General features: G+C 73.0%; 19 protein-coding genes. 10 read left to right on the forward strand and 9 right to left on the reverse strand.

All coding sequences use genetic code 11. The annotated features are described in order from the left end of the window. Positions 1–65: 65 nt before the first annotated feature. Positions 66–287 (forward strand): helix-turn-helix domain-containing protein, encoded by a 222-nt coding sequence (locus tag OG440_RS29025; RefSeq protein WP_004002281.1) that lies wholly within the window; start codon positions 66–68, stop codon positions 285–287. Between the two features lie 119 nt (positions 288–406). Beyond that, the gene (locus OG440_RS29030) at positions 407–1,210 is read left to right on the forward strand and encodes an enoyl-CoA hydratase/isomerase family protein (protein WP_406009725.1); all 804 of its coding nucleotides are present in this window, start codon (positions 407–409) and stop codon (positions 1,208–1,210) included. 21 nt (positions 1,211–1,231) lie between these two features. On the opposite strand, the gene OG440_RS29035 is transcribed toward OG440_RS29030, so the two are convergent. Continuing rightward, positions 1,232–1,945, reverse strand: a complete 714-nt coding sequence (locus OG440_RS29035) for a nucleopolyhedrovirus P10 family protein (protein WP_406009726.1) — start codon at positions 1,943–1,945, stop codon at positions 1,232–1,234. A 98-nt stretch (positions 1,946–2,043) separates the two neighbouring features. Between OG440_RS29035 and OG440_RS29040 the strand changes: the two genes are divergently transcribed. From OG440_RS29040 to amaP, 5 genes are read left to right on the forward strand one after another with little or no spacing between them, the layout of a single operon-like run. Further along, on the forward strand, positions 2,044–2,529 hold the full coding sequence (locus OG440_RS29040; protein ID WP_406009727.1) for an Asp23/Gls24 family envelope stress response protein: 486 nt from the start codon (positions 2,044–2,046) through the stop codon (positions 2,527–2,529). A gap of 43 nt (positions 2,530–2,572) precedes the next feature. Further along, the gene (locus tag OG440_RS29045; RefSeq protein WP_381173668.1) at positions 2,573–2,758 is read left to right on the forward strand and encodes a hypothetical protein; all 186 of its coding nucleotides are present in this window, start codon (positions 2,573–2,575) and stop codon (positions 2,756–2,758) included. Beyond that, positions 2,755–3,135, forward strand: coding sequence for an Asp23/Gls24 family envelope stress response protein (locus tag OG440_RS29050; protein ID WP_406009728.1), 381 nt, complete (start codon positions 2,755–2,757; stop codon positions 3,133–3,135). The genes OG440_RS29045 and OG440_RS29050 overlap by 4 nt, the downstream gene beginning before the upstream one ends. Next, positions 3,132–3,764 (forward strand): DUF6286 domain-containing protein, encoded by a 633-nt coding sequence (locus OG440_RS29055; RefSeq protein ID WP_406009729.1) that lies wholly within the window; start codon positions 3,132–3,134, stop codon positions 3,762–3,764. Before OG440_RS29050 ends, OG440_RS29055 begins: the two co-directional genes overlap by 4 nt. Positions 3,765–3,769: 5 nt before the next feature. Continuing rightward, on the forward strand, positions 3,770–4,348 hold the full coding sequence (gene amaP / locus OG440_RS29060) for an alkaline shock response membrane anchor protein AmaP (protein ID WP_406009730.1): 579 nt from the start codon (positions 3,770–3,772) through the stop codon (positions 4,346–4,348). An 84-nt stretch (positions 4,349–4,432) separates the two neighbouring features. On the opposite strand, the gene OG440_RS29065 is transcribed toward amaP, so the two are convergent. From OG440_RS29065 to OG440_RS29085, 5 genes are all read right to left on the reverse strand, one after another. Then, positions 4,433–5,188, reverse strand: a complete 756-nt coding sequence (locus OG440_RS29065; protein ID WP_406009731.1) for an SDR family oxidoreductase — start codon at positions 5,186–5,188, stop codon at positions 4,433–4,435. A gap of 5 nt (positions 5,189–5,193) precedes the next feature. Further along, positions 5,194–6,981 carry a glycoside hydrolase family 15 protein gene (locus OG440_RS29070; protein WP_406009732.1) on the reverse strand — a complete coding sequence of 596 codons (1,788 nt, stop codon included), beginning with the start codon at positions 6,979–6,981 and terminating at the stop codon, positions 5,194–5,196. A 139-nt stretch (positions 6,982–7,120) separates the two neighbouring features. Further along, complete coding sequence (locus OG440_RS29075) at positions 7,121–7,912, reverse strand: SURF1 family protein (RefSeq protein ID WP_406009733.1); 792 nt, start codon at positions 7,910–7,912, stop codon at positions 7,121–7,123. A gap of 94 nt (positions 7,913–8,006) precedes the next feature. Further along, positions 8,007–8,240: a hypothetical protein gene (locus OG440_RS29080; RefSeq protein ID WP_078615750.1), complete on the reverse strand. Its 234-nt coding sequence runs from the start codon at positions 8,238–8,240 to the stop codon at positions 8,007–8,009. 80 nt (positions 8,241–8,320) lie between these two features. Then, the gene (locus OG440_RS29085) at positions 8,321–9,322 is read right to left on the reverse strand and encodes a DEDDh family exonuclease (protein ID WP_406009734.1); all 1,002 of its coding nucleotides are present in this window, start codon (positions 9,320–9,322) and stop codon (positions 8,321–8,323) included. Between the two features lie 509 nt (positions 9,323–9,831). On the opposite strand from OG440_RS29085, the gene OG440_RS29090 reads away from it, so the two are divergent. From OG440_RS29090 to OG440_RS29100, 3 genes are all read left to right on the forward strand, one after another. Then, positions 9,832–10,542 (forward strand): VIT family protein, encoded by a 711-nt coding sequence (locus tag OG440_RS29090; RefSeq protein WP_406009735.1) that lies wholly within the window; start codon positions 9,832–9,834, stop codon positions 10,540–10,542. Positions 10,543–10,820: 278 nt separating this feature from the next. Next, positions 10,821–11,723 carry a sterol desaturase family protein gene (locus tag OG440_RS29095; protein WP_406009736.1) on the forward strand — a complete coding sequence of 301 codons (903 nt, stop codon included), beginning with the start codon at positions 10,821–10,823 and terminating at the stop codon, positions 11,721–11,723. Further along, complete coding sequence (locus tag OG440_RS29100; RefSeq protein WP_406009737.1) at positions 11,720–12,379, forward strand: lysoplasmalogenase; 660 nt, start codon at positions 11,720–11,722, stop codon at positions 12,377–12,379. The genes OG440_RS29095 and OG440_RS29100 overlap by 4 nt, the downstream gene beginning before the upstream one ends. Before the next feature lie 114 nt (positions 12,380–12,493). On the opposite strand, the gene OG440_RS29105 is transcribed toward OG440_RS29100, so the two are convergent. The 3 genes from OG440_RS29105 to OG440_RS29115 form a co-directional block, all read right to left on the reverse strand. After that, positions 12,494–13,444: a CopD family protein gene (locus OG440_RS29105; RefSeq protein WP_406009738.1), complete on the reverse strand. Its 951-nt coding sequence runs from the start codon at positions 13,442–13,444 to the stop codon at positions 12,494–12,496. Between the two features lie 96 nt (positions 13,445–13,540). After that, positions 13,541–15,061: a CoA transferase gene (locus OG440_RS29110; protein WP_406009739.1), complete on the reverse strand. Its 1,521-nt coding sequence runs from the start codon at positions 15,059–15,061 to the stop codon at positions 13,541–13,543. Positions 15,062–15,217: 156 nt separating this feature from the next. Beyond that, a complete protein-coding gene (locus OG440_RS29115; protein ID WP_406009740.1) occupies positions 15,218–16,747 on the reverse strand; it encodes a S8 family serine peptidase in 1,530 nt (509 codons plus the stop codon). Positions 16,748–16,831 lie beyond the last annotated feature (84 nt).

Below are 16,831 nucleotides of genomic sequence, written 5' to 3' on the forward strand. Positions count from 1 at the left end.
GCCATCGCGCGCCGTAGGGGTGATCATGAGGATGACCAGAGCGCACTTCCCATGAGGAGGCACGGGTGGCCGAGACTCTGAAGAAGGGCAGCCGGGTGACCGGCGCCGCGCGCGACAAGCTCGCGGCAGACCTGAAGAAGAAGTACGACTCCGGTGCGAGCATCCGGGCGCTGGCCGAGGAAACCGGTCGCTCGTATGGCTTTGTCCACCGGATGCTCAGCGAGTCGGGCGTCACGCTGCGTGGGCGTGGCGGGGCGACCCGAGGCAAGAAGGCCGCCTCGTCCTGACCCGGCGCGGTCTCACCGCTTTCGACGGTGACCACCCGGTCGGTTGTCCGATCGGCCGGGTGGTTACTGTGCAGTCACTTAGCTGACCGCTAGCTGACCGCACTCATCGGAGGCGCCACATGGCCACGCCCGACCAGGAACTCGTTCCCCTGCTCGACAAGGACGGCGTACGGCTCACCGTAGACGACGCGCTCGCCACGGTGACGCTGGCCAACCCGGCCAAGCGCAACGCGCAGAGCCCCGCCATGTGGCGGACGCTCGCCGAGGCCGGGCGGCTGGTGCCGGGCTCCGTCCGCGTGGTCGTGCTGCGCGGCGAGGGCAAGTCCTTCTCCGCGGGGCTCGACCGGCAGATGTTCACGCCCGAGGGGATCGAGGGCGAACCGTCCTTCATCGATCTCGCGCGCAGCGGCGACGCCGAACTCGACGCCGCCATCGCCGGGTTCCAGGAGGGCTTCACCTGGTGGCGGCGCAACGACCTCGTGTCCATCGCCGCCGTACAGGGCCACGCCATCGGGGCGGGCTTCCAGCTGGCTCTCGCATGTGACCTGCGCGTCGTCGCCGACGACGTGCAGTTCGCCATGCGGGAGACCGGCCTCGGCCTCGTTCCGGACCTGACGGGCACGCATCCCCTGGTCTCCCTGGTCGGCTACGGCCGGGCCGCCGAGATCTGCCTGACCGGCCGGTTCGTGCACGCCGAGGAGGCGGTCAGCTCCGGGCTCGCCAACATCGCCGTACCCGCGCAGGACCTGGACACCGCGACGCGTGAGCTGGCCGCGGCGATCCTGGCCGCGCCCCGGGAGGCCGTCATCGAGACCAAGGCGCTGCTGCGCGGCGCCGGAGACCGTACGTACGACGAGCAGCGCGCCGCCGAGCGCGCCGCCCAGGGCCGCCGTCTGCGGGCCCTGGCCGGCATCGGCGAATGAGCCGGGCCCTCGCGGGCCCGCTCACTCCACCGCCGTGACCAGCACGGTCACCGTCGGGTGATCCCGTAGCGCCTCCGACACCGCCCCACGCACCCCTCGGGTCACCTCGAGGACCCGGTGGTTCGCACTCACCGCGATCTCCACGCGTGCGTGGCGGTTCGGCAGGGCGGCCGTGTGCTGTCGTTCCTCGATGCGCACCGCCCTGCCGAGCACGTCGGTCAACCGGGTCACGCCCGGTACGGACAGAGCGGCGACGGTCGCGCGCGCCTCGTCGCCGTGCTGCGCCGCCCCGACGTGCCGCGCCGCGGGAACGGGCCGTGCCGGCTCCGGTTCCGGGTCCTCGTCCAGCAGGGCCGTCACGCGCAGATCCACCTCCGGCACCACCAGGCCGAGACGGTCCGTCGCGGCCGCCGCCAGCGCCGTACGCAGGCGGGAAGCCGTCGTCGGCAACGGCTCGGACGGGGACGCGGCGATGTCCGCCGTCACCCGCAGCGGCCCGGGCGGCAGGGCGCTCGGCGGAGGCGGCACGGAGGCCTCGAACGTCCCCTCCGGGTCGACCGCCGCGATCCGCAGCGCGCCCAGGCGCACGCCCTCCACCTGCCGTACCGCCCGCCGCAGCACCGCCTCGGCCGCCGCCTCCGTGATCCACGCGCCGTCCCGCGGCCCGCCCAGCGGGAGCAGCCTGCCGAGGCCCAGCTGCTGGCGCACCGCGTTCGTCCATCCGTCCGCCGTCATTGCTCCAGCCTGCCGCATCCCCGGCGCGCGGACGGGCAACCGCGCTTACCGTGGTGGAAGGGACACAAAGAACGAACCGGACGTAAGGACGTACGGCGATGACCGAGGCAGCAGCGGAGCAGCACCGGACGCAGGTCTCCGACGGCGGTACCGAGCCGCTGGGGACCCGTAAGACGACCAGGCGCGGCGGCGGTGATCCGGCGACCCGGGGGCGGACCACCATCGCCGACGGGGTCGTCGAGAAGATCGCGGGTCTCGCCGCACGGGACGTCCTGGGCGTCCACGCGATGGGCAGCGGACTCAGCCGCACCTTCGGTGCCGTACGGGACCGGGTGCCCGGCGGCTCGAAGTCGGTCACCCGCGGTGTCAAGGCGGAGGTCGGCGAGGTACAGACCGCGCTCGACCTGGAGATCGTCGTCGACTACGGCGTGGCCATCGCCGATGTCGCGCAGGCCGTGCGGGAGAACGTGATCGCGGCCGTGGAGCGGATGACCGGACTGGAGGTCGTCGAGGTCAACATCGCGGTCAGCGACGTCAAGCTGCCCGACGAAGAGGACGAGGAACCGGAGCCCCGGATCCAGTGACACGCAGACGGCCGGGTGACCGGACCGTCGAGGGGAGAGCACCTTGAGCATGGCCGTGGTCGGCTTGATCGCCGGCATGGCGCTGGGCTTCGCCGGATACTTCGGCGGGTTCGGAGCCTTCCTCCTGGTGGCGGCGCTGGGCGCCATCGGGTTCGTCGTCGGCCGGTTCCTGGAGGGGGACCTGGAACTCGGCGACTTCTTCCGCACCCGCGACGACCGGCGCCGGTGACCTCCGCGGACGAGGGGGGCGCCGTCGGCGGGCGCCCGTCCGTCGTTCCCCCGGGTGCCCGCGGCGCGACCCGTATCGCCGACCGGGTCGTGGCGAAGATCGCCGCGCAGGCCGCCCGCGAGGCGGTCGGCCGGCTGTCGCCCGACGCCGCCCGCCCGCACGCGACCGTCGTCGTCCACCACGAGGCCGCGCACGTCCGCGTCCATCTGGAACTCGACTATCCGACCGATATCGGCGGACGCTGTCACCGTGTGCGTCGGCACGTCACCGAGCGGGTAGGCGCGTTGGTGGGAATGGAGGTCCCGGAGGTCGCAGTCCAGGTGGAACGGCTGCACCTGACGGCGGCCCCCGGCGTGGCGCACGGGAGGACGCGATGAGCGAGCCCGCAGGCTTGCAGGGCAGCACACTGCCCGTACTGGAGAAACCCCCGCGGGAAGAAGGCCCCGGCGGCGCGACGGGCCCCGCCGACCACCGCTACTGGTCGGCGCGCCGCGTGCCGGCCGCGATCGTCGCCGCGTTGCTGCTGGTCGTCGCGGCGGCCTTCCTCTACGACGTGGTCGCCGTACGCGCCCACCGGTCCGCCATGGCCTGGCGCGACGGACTCGCCCGGCAGCTCGCCGAGCGCCCCCTCGACGACATCTGGGTGCTGGTCGGCGCCGGGGTCGCGGCGGCCCTCGGCCTGTGGCTGATCGTCCTGGCCGTCACCCCGGGCCTCAGGGACATCCTCCCGATGCGCCGCGCGCACCCGGACGTACGGGCGGGCCTGCACCGGGACGCGGCCGCACTCGTGCTGCGCGACCGGGCCATGGAGGTCGCCGGCGTGCAGTCCGTCCGGGTGCGCGCGGGCCGCCGCAGGGCCGACGTCCGCGCGCTCGCGCACTTCCGCGACCTGGACGACGTACACGCCGACCTGGACGCCGTCCTCACCGACGCGATCCGTGGCCTGGGCCTGGTCCGGCCGCTCGCCCTGTCGGTCCGGGTGCGGCGTCCCGGGAAGAAGGGGTGAGGACGATGCTGCCCACCGTCAACCGGGTGCTCCTCGGAGCCGTCGGACTGGTGCTGCTCGCCGTCGGCGGCGCGGTGCTGGCCGTGGGCCTGGGCGCCTCCGCACCCTCCTGGTGGCTCCACGACAGCCCCCACGACACCCTGCTCAGTACCGCCGAACGCACCCGCTGGCGCGGCGATGCCTGGTGGTGGCCGACGGTGATCGCGGTCCTCGCGCTCCTCGTCCTGCTCACCCTGTGGTGGCTGACGGCGGTCCTGCGCCGCCGTCGGCTCGGCGAGCTCCTCGTCGACACCGGCGACGGCGCGGGTGCGCTGCTGCGGGGCCGCGCCCTGGAGGGCGTACTCGCGGCCGAGGCGGAGCGGCTGGACGGCGTCGCCCACGCCCACGTTTCGCTGAAGGGCCGGAGGGAGGCCCCCGCGGCGCGGATCCGCCTCGTACTGGAGCCCCACGTGGACCCGGCGACGGCGCTGGACCAGCTGACGGGGCGGGCCCTGGCCCACGCGCGGGATTCGGCGGCGCTCGCGGCACTGCCCGCCGACGTATGGATGAGGGGCGTCAGACACAAGGCCGAAAGGGTCAGTTGAGCCGTCCGGCCGTGCGGGGGTGCGGGGTGAGGTCACGGTCCGCGGCTGCCGCCCGGCCGTGACCCCCCGCCCGGCGCCGGACGGTCAGAACCCGTGCCGCATCCCGCCGTCGACCGGCACCATGAGGCCCGTCAGGTAGGAGGCCGCCGGCGACAGCAGGAACGCGGCCGTCCGGCCGAACTCCTCCGGAGCCCCGTACCGCCGCAGCGGAATGCGGGACTCGTTCGCGGCCCGGGTCGCCTCGGGGTCGGCCGACAGCCCGTCCAGCTCCCGCACCCGGTCGGTGTCGATACGGGCCGGCAACAGCCCCACGACCCGGATCCCCCGGGGGCCCAGCTCGTCGGAGAGCGACTTCGCGAACCCGGCGAGTCCCGGCCGCAGGCCGTTGGAGATGGTGAGCCCCGGAATCGGCTCGTGCACCGAACCCGACAGCACGAACCCGATGACCCCGCCCGCCTCCAGCTCGGCGGCCGCCGCCCGCGCCAGCCGGACCGCCCCGAGGAACACCGACTCGAACGCGGTCTGCCACTGCTCGTCCGTGTTGTCCGCGACGAACCCGGGCGGCGGACCGCCCACGCTCACCAGGATCCCGTCGAACCCGCCGAAGGCGTCGCGCGCCGCCGCGATCAGCCGCGCCGCCGCCCCGGGGTCGGCGTTGTCCACGGCGACCCCGACGGCGTTCGGCCCCAGCTCGGCCGCCGCGTCGGCGACGCGCTCCTCGTCCCGCCCGGTCAGCACCACCTTCGCGCCGTCCGCGACGAGCTCGCGCGCGGCGGCGTTGCCGAGGCCGCGCGTCGCCCCGGTGATCACGTACACCCGGTCCTTCAGTCCAAGATCCATGCCCCCTATCCTGCCTTCCCCGTGCCGAACAGGGCGAAGGCGGTGTTCACCAGGCCGATGTGACTGAAGGCCTGCGGGAAGTTGCCGAGGTGCCGGCCGGACGTCGGGTCGTACTCCTCCGCCAGCAGCCCCACGTCGTTGGCCAGGCCGACGAGCCGGTCGAACAGCTCCCGCGCCTCCTGCGTGCGGCCCGTCATGTGCAGCGCGTCCGCGAGCCAGAACGAGCAGGCCAGGAAGGTGCCCTCGTCACCCGGCAGGCCGTCGACGGTCGCGCCGTCCGTGCTGTAGCGGCGCAGCAGACCGCCGTGCCCGAGCTCCGCGCGGACCGCGTCGACGGTGCCGACCACGCGCGGGTCGTCCGGCGGCAGGAAGCCGACGCGCGGGATGAGCAACAGCGAGGCGTCCAGGTCGCGCGAACCGTAGTACTGGGTGAACGTGCCCCGCACCGGGTCGTAGCCCCGCTCGCACACCTCCCGGTGCACCTCGTCGCGCAGCGCCCGCCAGCCCGCCAGGTCACCGTTCAGCCCGGGGTACTCCTCCAGCGCGCGGACGGCCCGGTCGGCGGCCACCCACACCATCACCTTGGAGTGCACGAACTGGCGCCGGCCTCCGCGCACCTCCCACAGCCCCTCGTCCGGCTGCCGCCAGTTCTCGACCAGCCACTTCATCAGCGCGCTCTGCAACGACCACATGTGCGGCCGCGGTGACATGCCGGCGGTCCTGGCCAGCGACAGCGAGTCCATGACCTCGCCGTAGACGTCCAGCTGGAGCTGGTCCACGGCGCCGTTGCCGATGCGCACCGGCCTGGAGTCCGCGTAGCCGGACAGCCAGGGCAGCTCGCACTCGGGCAGCCGGCGCTCGCCCGCCAGCCCGTACATGATCTGGAGGTCCGCCGGATCGCCCGCGACGGCACGCAGCAGCCAGTTGCGCCAGGCCTCGGCCTCGTCCTCGTAGCCGGCCGCCAGCAGGGCGCCGAGGGTGAGGGTGGAGTCGCGCAGCCAGCAGTAGCGGTAGTCCCAGTTGCGGACCCCGCCCATCTCCTCGGGCAGGGAGGTCGTGAGCGCGGCGACGATGCCGCCGGTGGGGACGTACGTGAGGGCCTTGAGGGTGATCAGCGAGCGGACGACGGCGTCCCGGTGGGGCCCGTCGTAGCGGCAGCGGGCGGCCCACGCCCGCCAGTCGTCGACGCTGACCCGCAGCGCGTCCCACGGGTCGACGAGCGGCGGGCGCGACTCGTGCGAGGGGTGCCAGGTCAGTACGAAGGCCACCGACTCGCCCTCGGTGACGGTGAACTCCGAGTAGGTGGTGAAGTCCTCGCCCCAGGTGCGCACCTCCGGCTCGCTGCGGAACCAGACGGCGTCGGGACCACCGATCGCCACCCGATGGCCGTCGACCCGGCGCATCCACGGGATGATCCAGCCGTAGTCGAAGCGCAGCCGCAGCGCGCTGCGGACGGTGACCCGGCCACGCAGTCCCTCGACGATGCGTACGACGTCGGGGGCCCGGTCGCGCTGGGGCATCAGGTCGGTGACCCGGATCGCGCCCTCGTCGGTCTCCCACTCGGTGTCCAGGACGAGCGTGTCGGGCCGGTAGGCGCGCCGCGTGCAGGGACCCTGCACGCCCTCGGGGGCGATGCGCCAGTGGCCGTTCTCCTCCCCGCCGAGCAGGCGGGCGAAGCAGGCCCCGGAATCGAAGCGGGGCAGACAGAGCCAGTCGACGGAACCGTCCATGCCGACCAGGGCGGCGGTCTGTTCGTCGCCGATGAGCGCGTAGTTCTCGATGCGGGGGTGCACGAGGTTCCGGGTTCCCGGCGACCCCCGCGGGCAATCAGGGCTGCGGCCGGGCGAGTGACGGCGCACGGTGGGGGCGCCGGCGCCCGAGAAGACGCCCCCCGGGTCCGACCTTGGAATGCGGGGCGGGCGACCGCGTCCGTCAGACCGTCGCCGGCTCGGCCTGCTCCGCCTCCCGCGCGGCGGCCTGGGCCCGGTCGCGGGTCTCGCGGCGGACCAGGATCACCCAGCCGACCGGGACGCCCACCGAGAAGAGCCACCACTGGATGGCGTAGGCGTAGTTCAGGGCCGCGTCCTCGCTGCCGGGCCGGCCGACCAGCTCCGGGCTGTCACCCTTAGGCTCGGGCGCCGTCTGCGCGATGTAGCCGCCGAGCACCTGCGCACCGAGGCGCCGGGCCTCCCGCTCGCTGTTGATCAGCATGACCTGCCGGTCCGGCAGTCCCTTGAGGTCCTTGATGCCGCTCGCCGCGGTCGTCTCGTCGGGCATCAGCCGCCCGGTGACGGTGATCCGTCCGGCGGGCGGCGCGGGGACGTCGGGGAACGAGGTCTGACTCGGGGCGTCCGCGGGGATCCAGCCCCGGTCGACCAGCAGCACCTTGCCGTCCGTCAGGACGAACGGGGTGAGGACGTGGAAGCCGACGGTCTCGTCGGCGTTGACCCGGCGCCGGACGACGACCTCGTGCCCGGTGTCGAACGAGCCGGTGGCGGTGACGCTCCGGTACCGCTCGTCGCGGGTGACGGCGTGTCCCGGGGTGGTCAGCTGCTCCACGGGCACCGCCTCGGCGGTGAGCGCGTCGGAGACCAGCTGGTTGCGCGCGGTGCGCTCGTCGTAGCGATGCATCTGCCAGAAGCCCAGCCTGATCATCGTGGGGATGAGGAGGAGGGAGACCAGCGTGAGGATCACCCACTGCCGGGACAACAGGAAGCGGTACACCCCACGACCGTACAACTCGGTCGTGGGGTGCATTCGGCCGGGTACCGGAAGGGGCCGCCGTCACACCCGCGGCCCCGGGAGCCGTCCGGCCGGCTCACACCTTGTCGACGATGCCCGCCCTGCCCTCCGCGCGGGCGCAGTGCGCGCCGCAGTACCAGTGGCCCTCCACCTCGACCCCCTGGCCGATGATCTGCACCCGGCAGTGCTCGCAGATGGGGGCCATGCGGTGGATCGCACAGGAGAAGCAGTCGAAGACATGGATCGCGCCCTGCGCGTGCACTTCGAAGGTCATGCCGTAGTCATTGCCGCAAACTTCGCATCTCGCCATGCGCCACAGGGTGAGCCGTCACCCCCGCGCGGGCGAGCCGACGGCGGGCGAGTCGCGCGGCAATCACCCGTACGCACGGGTCACCCCTCGGCGGGCTCCACATCCCGCAGGAGTTGTCCGAAGGCGGCCTCGTCGACGACGGGCGTCCCGAACTGGCGCGCCTTCACCACCTTCGAGGTGCCCGAGTCTGGGTCGTTGGTGACCAGCAGGCTGGTCAGTCGGGACAGGCTGGTGGCGACGTGCAGCCCCGCCTCGGCGGCGCGGTCCTCCAGCAGCTCCCGCTCGACCGACGTGTCACCCGAGAAGGCGACCCGCATACCCTGCTTGAGCCTTTTGCCGTCTTCGTAACGCCCGGGGTTGGGATGGGGGCATACGGGCCTTTTGCGGGACGGCCGCCAACTACCGGGCCGATAGCTGCCGTAGCCGCCACCCGGACCGCCCGCCTGCCGGCCGATCAGGGGCGCGGGCCGGTCCGCCCACTCGGTCAGCGGCCGGCACTCCAGGAGCGGCAGCCGGACGCCGCCCGCCGCCGCGGCCCGCAGGCTCGGCCGGAACGCCTCCGCGAGCACGCGCGCGTCGTCCAGCGCGTGGTGCGCCCGCTGCTGCACCACACCGAAGTGGGCCGCCAGCGACTCCAGCTTGTGGTTGGGCAGCGGCAGGCCGAGCTCCTTGGAGAGCGCGATGGTGCACAGCCGCTGCCGCACCGGCGCCTCACGCTCCGCGCGCGCGTACTCCCGCGCGATCATCTGCCAGTCGAAGACCGCGTTGTGCGCGACGAGCACCCGCCCGTCGAGCCGGGCCGCGAACTCCGCGGCCACCTCCTGGAAGAGGGGCGCGCCCTCGAGCACGTCGCTCGTCAGACCGTGGATCCACACCGGGCCCGGATCGCGCTCCGGGTTGACCAGCGTGTACCAGTGGTCCTCCACCTCGCCGCGCGCGTCCAGCCGGTAGACGGCGGCGGAGATGATCCGGTCGTCCCGGGCCAGGCCGGTGGTCTCCACGTCAACGACCGCGTACCCCTGGGGATACGCGGTCGGCCACTCCGTGGGGGAGGACGCTGTCGTCGTGTGGTCTTCGAGCATGGTCACTGAGGATACGGGCCCCCACTGACACCTCGCCGCACCCGCCCCGAACGGGAGCCGAGCGAAGCCCTCCGGGACGTACGGCAGTTCGCGGAACGCGCGCGCGCGTGCCCACACCCGACGGCAGCGGTCCGGCCAACCCCCACCTGCCGAACGGTGGTTCACGCCCCCGCCCGCCCGGCCGCAGGGCCCGGTTCGTCGAGCCCGGTCCTTTGGGCCCATGCTTCGGGCCTGTTCGTCGCACCGGGCCGCAGGGTGCCGGCCGCCCGCCTCGGTCCGCCGGGCGCGTTCGTCGGGCGCGTTCGTCGGACCGGGTCCATAGGCCCGATTCGTCGCGTTCGGTCGGCGGAGTCCCGTTCGGCGAGCCCGTTTTGTCGCGTTCGGCATGTTGCGTACGGCCCGTCAGGCCCCGTCCGGCGAGCCCGGCCCGGCAAGTCCGGTCCGCGCGCTCCCGCGATGACGAGCGTCGGTACGGGGCACGTGCCCGCCGGGGTGCCATCCTCCGTCCTGTGACGGAACCCACCCACGCCGAGGCCCACGGAGGCTCGCTCGGATCCCGGCTGAACTGGCTGCGCGCCGCCGTCCTCGGCGCCAACGACGGCATCGTCTCCACCGCCGGTCTCGTCGTCGGCGTGGCCGGTGCGACGGACGACCGCTCGGCCCTGCTGACGGCCGGCCTCGCCGGTCTGCTCGCCGGGTCGATGTCCATGGCGGCGGGGGAGTACGTCTCCGTGTCGACCCAACGGGACTCCGAGAAGGCCGCTCTCGCGCTGGAGCGGCGGGAGCTGCGCGAGCAGCCGGAGGCCGAGCTGGCGGAGCTGACCGAGCTGTTGGCGGAACGCGGGCTGTCCCGGGACGTGGCCCGCGAGGCCGCCGTCCAGCTCACGGAACGGGACGCCCTGAAGGCCCACGCGCGCGTGGAGCTCGGCATCGACCCCGACGACCTCACCAACCCCTGGCACGCGGCCTGGGCCAGCTTCCTCGCCTTCACGGCCGGCGCGCTGCTGCCCCTGCTGGCCATCGTGCTGCCCCCGGCGGACTGGCGCCTCCAGGTGACCGTCGCGTCGGTCCTGGCGGCCCTGGCCGGCACCGGCTGGAGCAGCGCCCGCCTGGGAGCGGCGCCACCGGGCCGCGCGGTACTGCGCAACATGGGAGGCGGGGCCCTGGCGATGGGGGTGACGTACGCGCTGGGGGCCTTGCTGGGGGCGGCGGGGGTGTGACGGTCGGGACCGGGACATCGCCGCCCCCGTACTCGGCGGATGATTTCCTGAGGGCGGATCAGTGTGCCGCTGCGACCGAGGCGTTCTTCTCCGTCCCCTCCGTGATCCATGGGCCGCCTTCATCCCAGCCGCAACGCGAGCACACCGCGGGCCGGCTCCCTCGCGTCCGCCCTCGGCGCCTATTGGCGAAGACCGCCAACAAGCAAGCGCATACCGTCGGTAATACTTGTGGGTAACAACGTCTAGCCGCAGCCCACCAGGCGTTCTACGGTGCCACCATGCCGAACCTGCCCGATGTCGTGCTGTGGTCGATACCCGCCTTCGTGCTGCTCACCGTGGTCGAGGTGATCAGCGTCCGGCTCCATCCCGACGAGGATGCGGCCGGGTACGGGACGAAGGACGCCGCGACGAGCGTCGGCATGGGGCTCGGGAGTCTCGTGTTCGACTTCGTCTGGAAGATCCCGATCGTCGCGATCTACACGGCGATCTACGAGCTGACCCCGCTCCGCGTCCCGGTCCTGTGGTGGACGCTCCCGCTGATGCTGCTCGCGCAGGACTTCTTCTACTACTGGTCCCACCGCGGCCACCACGTCATCCGCGTGCTGTGGGCCTGCCACGTCGTCCACCACTCCAGCGAGAAGTTCAACCTCACCACCGCCCTGCGCCAGCCCTGGACGACGCTGACCGTCTGGCCGTTCTACGTGCCGCTCATCGCCCTCGGCGTCCACCCGGCCGCGCTCGCGTTCTGCTCCTCGGCCAACCTCGTCTACCAGTTCTGGATCCACACCGAGCGGATCGACAGGATGCCCCGGTGGTTCGAGTTCGTGTTCAACACGCCCTCCCACCACCGCGTCCACCACGCCTCCCAGGGCGGCTACCTGGACCGCAACTTCGGCGGCATCCTCATCGTCTGGGACCGGCTCTTCAAGTCGTTCGTGCCCGAGGTCGACCGGCCCGTCTACGGGTTGACCAAGAACATCAACACGTTCAACCCGATCAAGGTCGCCACGCACGAGTACGTCGCGATCGTCAAGGACGTCAAGGCGGCGGCCGGTTGGCGCGAGCGGACGGGACGAGTGTTCCGCGGGCCGGGCTGGCAGCCCGCGTCCACCTCGCCCACCACGTCGAGCGCAACCACCCCGACCACCGTCACCGCCGTCGAGGAGAGCACGGCCGCGTGACCCGCTCCCGCGTTCTCCTCGGCCTGTTCGCCCTCACCGTGGCGGTCGACCTGCTCAGCCTCGCGGTCGGCTCCGACACCGGGCACACGGTGGCCAAGCCCCTTCTGATGCCCCTCCTCGCCGCCTGGGCGGCCCTTGGCGGCGCCCCCCGTCTCCTGGTCGCCGCCCTCCTGTGCGGCTGGGGCGGCGACACCCTGCTCCTGCTGGACGCCGATCCCGCATTCCTCGCCGGCATGGCGTTCTTCGCCGCCGGTCACGTCTGCTACCTGGCGCTGTTCGCCCGCGTCGGCAGGCCCCACGCGCGCGGCGCCCTCCTCGCCCCCTGCTACGCCACCGCCCTGATCGTCACCGTCGCCGTGCTGTGGCCCGACCTCCCGGCGGACCTGCGCCTCCCCGTCGCCGTCTACAGCACCCTGCTGACGGCCATGGCCTACTTCGCGGCCATCCGGCTCGGCCCGGTCGCCGGTGCCGGTGGCGCGCTGTTCCTGCTCTCCGACACCCTCATCGCCACCGGTGTCGCCGACTGGCCCCAGGCCCCGCGCCCCGACCTGTGGATCATGCTCACCTACATCGCCGCCCAGGCCCTGCTGGCCCTCGGGGTCACGGACCGCCGCCACCCCACGGTCGATTCGCGGCCCTTGATCCTCAACTCGTGACCCTCGAGTCATCCACTTCCACCGTCATGCCTTCCACTTCCACCATCAAGCCATGCACGTGAAGCCGTACGCCTCAACCCATGCATCCCCACCCCGTGGTCTCCACGTCGATCCTCAACCCTTGATCGGCAGTGGCAACGCCGTCAACAGCCCCGACACCGCGACCACCACACCCAGCGCGACGAGCTCCACGCGCGCGGGGGAGCAGGCGGCCAGCGGGTCGGGGGCCCCGCGCAGTCGTTTCCTCGCACGCAGGGCGAGCAGCGCGACCGCGCCCACCACGAGCACCTTGGCGACCAGCACGCGCCCGTACGCGGTCGTCGCCAACTGGTCGAAGACCGTCTCCGACGGCATCCGCCGCAGTGAACTGCACAGCCCGGTCGCGGTGACCCCGGCGAACAGCACGGCCGCCACGCGCGCGTAGAGCCCGAGCAGCGCGGCGCCCGCCGAGCTGTCGTCCCAGCCGCGCAGCGTGCGGAGCACGCTCAGCAGTCCACCCGCCCACAGCGCCGAGCACGTCAGGTGCACCACCGTCAGTCCGGAGCCGACCAGCGGCGTGGACTCGGTGGGCGGATGCGCGCGCAGCGCCTCGGCCAGGACCACCGCCGCGAGCGGCCACGCCTGACGGTTCGGCCGACGCGTGAGCGCGCACAGCCCCGCCACGGCGAACGCGATCGCCTCCAGCAGCGCCAGAACGCCGCCCCGCGAGCCGTGGCCGTGCGGCGCAAGTTCACCGGCCGTCGCCGCGGCCGAGAATCCCACGACCGCCGCGTAGGGCGCCCAGCCGACCGGCCGGTCCGGGGGAGCGGCGGGCACCCATCGGGTGAGACCCGCCGCGAACAACTCGCCCACCTGCACGCACAGCGCCGCGAACAGCAGCGTCCGCAGCAGCGCGACCACGCCGGAGTCGGCGGCCGCCGCCTCCCCGGTGCCGTGCGCGGCGACGGACGGCCCGAGCAGCGGGATCAGCGCGGCGAGCCCCATCAGGACGAGCAGCGCCACCGCCCGGCCGAGGCCGGTACGGGGTATGGATTCGGTTGCTTCGGTCGGTCGTATGAGCGCCATGCCAGGATCTTCACCATCACCCGCGAAGAGGGGCAACTCATCCTGAACCGGTCAGGTGGTCGCGGCGCCGGCGCGGAAGCGGAGCGTCCGGGGGGCTCAGAGCCAGCGCGCCGGATCGGCTCCCCAGGGCCCCGGCGGCCGCGCCCAGTCGCCCGGCCCGCCCTCGAACGAGACCGGCGGAAGGGCGTGGCGCAGCCGCCCGAGAGGGCCGTCGGTCTCCGCGAGCCACGGGCCGGGGTCGAGGCTCCCACCGCCGCTCACCTCCCGGTCCTGCGCCTTGGTCATCCCTTTGCCCTTCCCTTCGCCCATCCGGACACCCTCGCTCGGGACACCCTCGTTCCGGACACCCACGTTCCGGAGCCTCGCGCTCAGGGCATCGCTCCGGATGCCCCCACCGTGGAGACCCTCGCCCTCGTTCGCCCAGGCTCCGCCGGTGAGCCACGCCGCGGTTCCGGCCAGCGCCAGCCGGACGATCCGGCTGCCGCCGTCGTACGACTGCTCGGTCAGCGCCCGCAGCACGGCCGCCGCCAGCAGATAGCCGGTGCCGTGGTCGAGGGCCTGCGCGGGCAGCGCGCCCGGCCGCGCGGCGGAGCCCTCGACGGTCGCGATGCCGGTGGCCGCCTGGACGAGGCTGTCGAAACCGCGCCGTCCGCCCCACGGGCCGTACGCGCCCCAGGCCGACACCTGTGCCACGACCAGCCCGGGCCGCCGCTCGGCCAGCGCCTCGGGGGAGAGCCCGAACCGGTCGAGGGAGCCCGGCCGGTACCCGGTGACCACGACGTCCGCCGTCGCGAGCAACTCCTCGAAGCCACGCCGGTCCGCCGTCAGGTCCAGCAGTGCCGAGCGCTTGCCGAAGCCCGTGTCGGCGTGCTGGTCGGGCAGCTCGGGCAGCTGGGGTGCGTCGACCCGCAGCACGTCCGCGCCGAGCAGAGCGAGGGTGCGGGTGGCGACCGGCCCGGCCAGGACCCGGGTCAGATCCAGGACGCGCAGTCCGGCGGCGGGCAGCAGCGGACCGGCCTCCGGTGGCGCGAACGTACGCGCGCGTGCCCCGTCCACCCGGCCCCGCTCGACCAAGGGCCGGGCGGCGATCATGGCCGCCTGCTCAAGTACCGCCCACTCCTCGGGCGTGCGCGACGCGACGGCCATGCCCCCCGCCGAGTACACCGCGTCCTCCACCTCCAGGGCGGAGCGCTCCGCCAGCGACGCCTCGACGGCGGCCGGGTCGGCGCTCTCCGGAAGTGCCAGCGCCCTGAGCAACCGTTCGCGGTGGTGCGGGTAGTTGGCGTGGGTGCGTACCCATCCGTCGGTCGTCCGCCAGAACCGTGACAGCGGGGCGAAGGAGACCGGCGCCCGCCCGTCGATCAGCAGCCGGCGCTCGCTGACGAACGCGGTGGCCACCGCCGCGTCGTCCAGCCGCACCCCGGGCACCACCGGGAGATCGGCTCGCCGCGCCGCCAGTTCGGCGCCCGCCAGTGCGCACACGCCCACGCAGGCGCGCGCCAGTTCCCGCACGGGGAGCCGCGCCGGTAGGACGTCCTCCCGGACGACGGTCGACACGCGCGCGAGGAGGGCGGGATCGCCGCCCAGCTCCGACCAGGCGAACTTGATTCCAGTCATGACTGCACTATGTATTATTGATTCAATCAATGTATGGCCGGACCGTCGCGATATCCGTCGCGATATCCATCGCGATTCCCGTCGCGGGATGCGTCACCGCGCAGACGGAAGGGCCGGACGGATGTCCGCCCGGCCCTCCAACCGCCCTACAGGTGACTACTTCACGGCGCGCAGCGCGTTCACGACGCCGAATCCGAAGAAGCCGTTGAGGTGCTTGCCGCCCACGCAGGTCGCGTCCACGACCCCGTTGCCGTCGCCGTCGTACGGCTCGGTCGGGCACGCCGCGCTGTCGGCCTGGAGCTTGAGCAGCGCCTGGAGCTGGGCCGCGCTCGCGTGCGGGTGGGTCGACTTCAGCAGCGCCGCCACACCGGCGACGTGCGGGGACGCCATCGAGGTGCCCTGGAGGAAGCCGTACGTGTTGTTCGGCAGCGTCGACAGGATGCGGCCGTTGGCGGACGGGGTGTCCGGGATCTGGTACTTGTCGCCACCCGGAGCCGCGACGTCGATCGCGCCCAGACCGTACGTGGAGTAGTACGACTTGGTGCCCTTGACGCCCGTCGCGCTCACCGTGACGACACCCGGCAGCTGGGTCGGAACGTCGAAGCACTCGTGCGGGTCGACGGTCCGCTCGACCGGCGTGGCGTCGTCCGGGCTGGAGGCGTCGACCAGGGAGTCGGAGTCCAGGTCGTGGTTGGAGTTGCCCGCCGAGGCGACGTTGAGCGTGCCCTTCTTCTGGGCGTACAGCTGGGCCCTGTTGACCGCGTCGACGATCGCCCTCTGGTCGGGGTCGTCCATGCAGTTGTACAGCCACGGGTCGACGTAGTAGCTGTTGTTCGTGACCTCGACGCCGTGGTCGGCGGCGAACACGAAGGCGCAGACGACGTTCTCCGGATAGAAGAGGCCGTCCTTGGGGTCGCTCACCTTGATGCCGGCGACCTTCACACCGGGCGCGACACCCGCCACGCCGATGCCGTTGCGGGCCGCGGCGATCTCACCCGCGACATGGGTGCCGTGGTAGTCGTCCGCGGTGTACGGGCGCCAGGCGCCCTCGCTGGTGTCCGCGACGCCGCCGACGCAGTTCGCCGACTGGGACGCGGAGAAGTTCGGCGCGAGGTCCGGGTGGGTGTCGTCGACGCCGGTGTCGATCACGGCGACCGTCACCTTCCGGCTGCCCGGGTTGATCCCGGCGGCCTTGTCGGCGCCGATCGCGCGCAGGTCCCACTGGTCGGCCTCGAGCGGCTCGCTCTGGCCCGCCGCGTCGGACGCCTTCTCGATCTTCGCGGCCTCCGCCTTGGAGAGGACCTGCGCCGCACCCTCGTCGGTGGTGCCGGCGGCGCTCAGGGGAGCGGTACGGGTCGCACCCGCGGACTGCACGCCGTGCACCGCGCGTATCCGGGGCCCGAAGTCGGGGTTCGCCGAATGGACGACTATCACGCCGATCTTGTCGTACGTCGCGACGACGGTGCCGCCGGCCGCGGCGATCGCCTTCTTCACCGATCCGATCGTGCGGTGGTCCACCTTCGTGTTGACGACGTACGCCAGGGTTCCGGCATCGGCCGTCTGGGTGGCGGTCGTCGTGACGGGGGCCGCGGTGGCCGCCGTCGGCAGGAAACCGAGGGAAGCGGTCAGCGACAGCACGACGGGCACCGCGAGCGCGAGGCGGCGTCTGGAAGGCAGATGAGCCATGGGGTCTCCACATCATCCGGAAACGGGACCTGACCCGAGCGCAGGTGGCTGCTTGGACAGGTACATGACGGGTGGTGCTCGCCC

This window comes from Streptomyces sp. NBC_00637, from assembly GCF_045161545.1.
Lineage (GTDB): Bacteria > Actinomycetota > Actinomycetes > Streptomycetales > Streptomycetaceae > Streptomyces.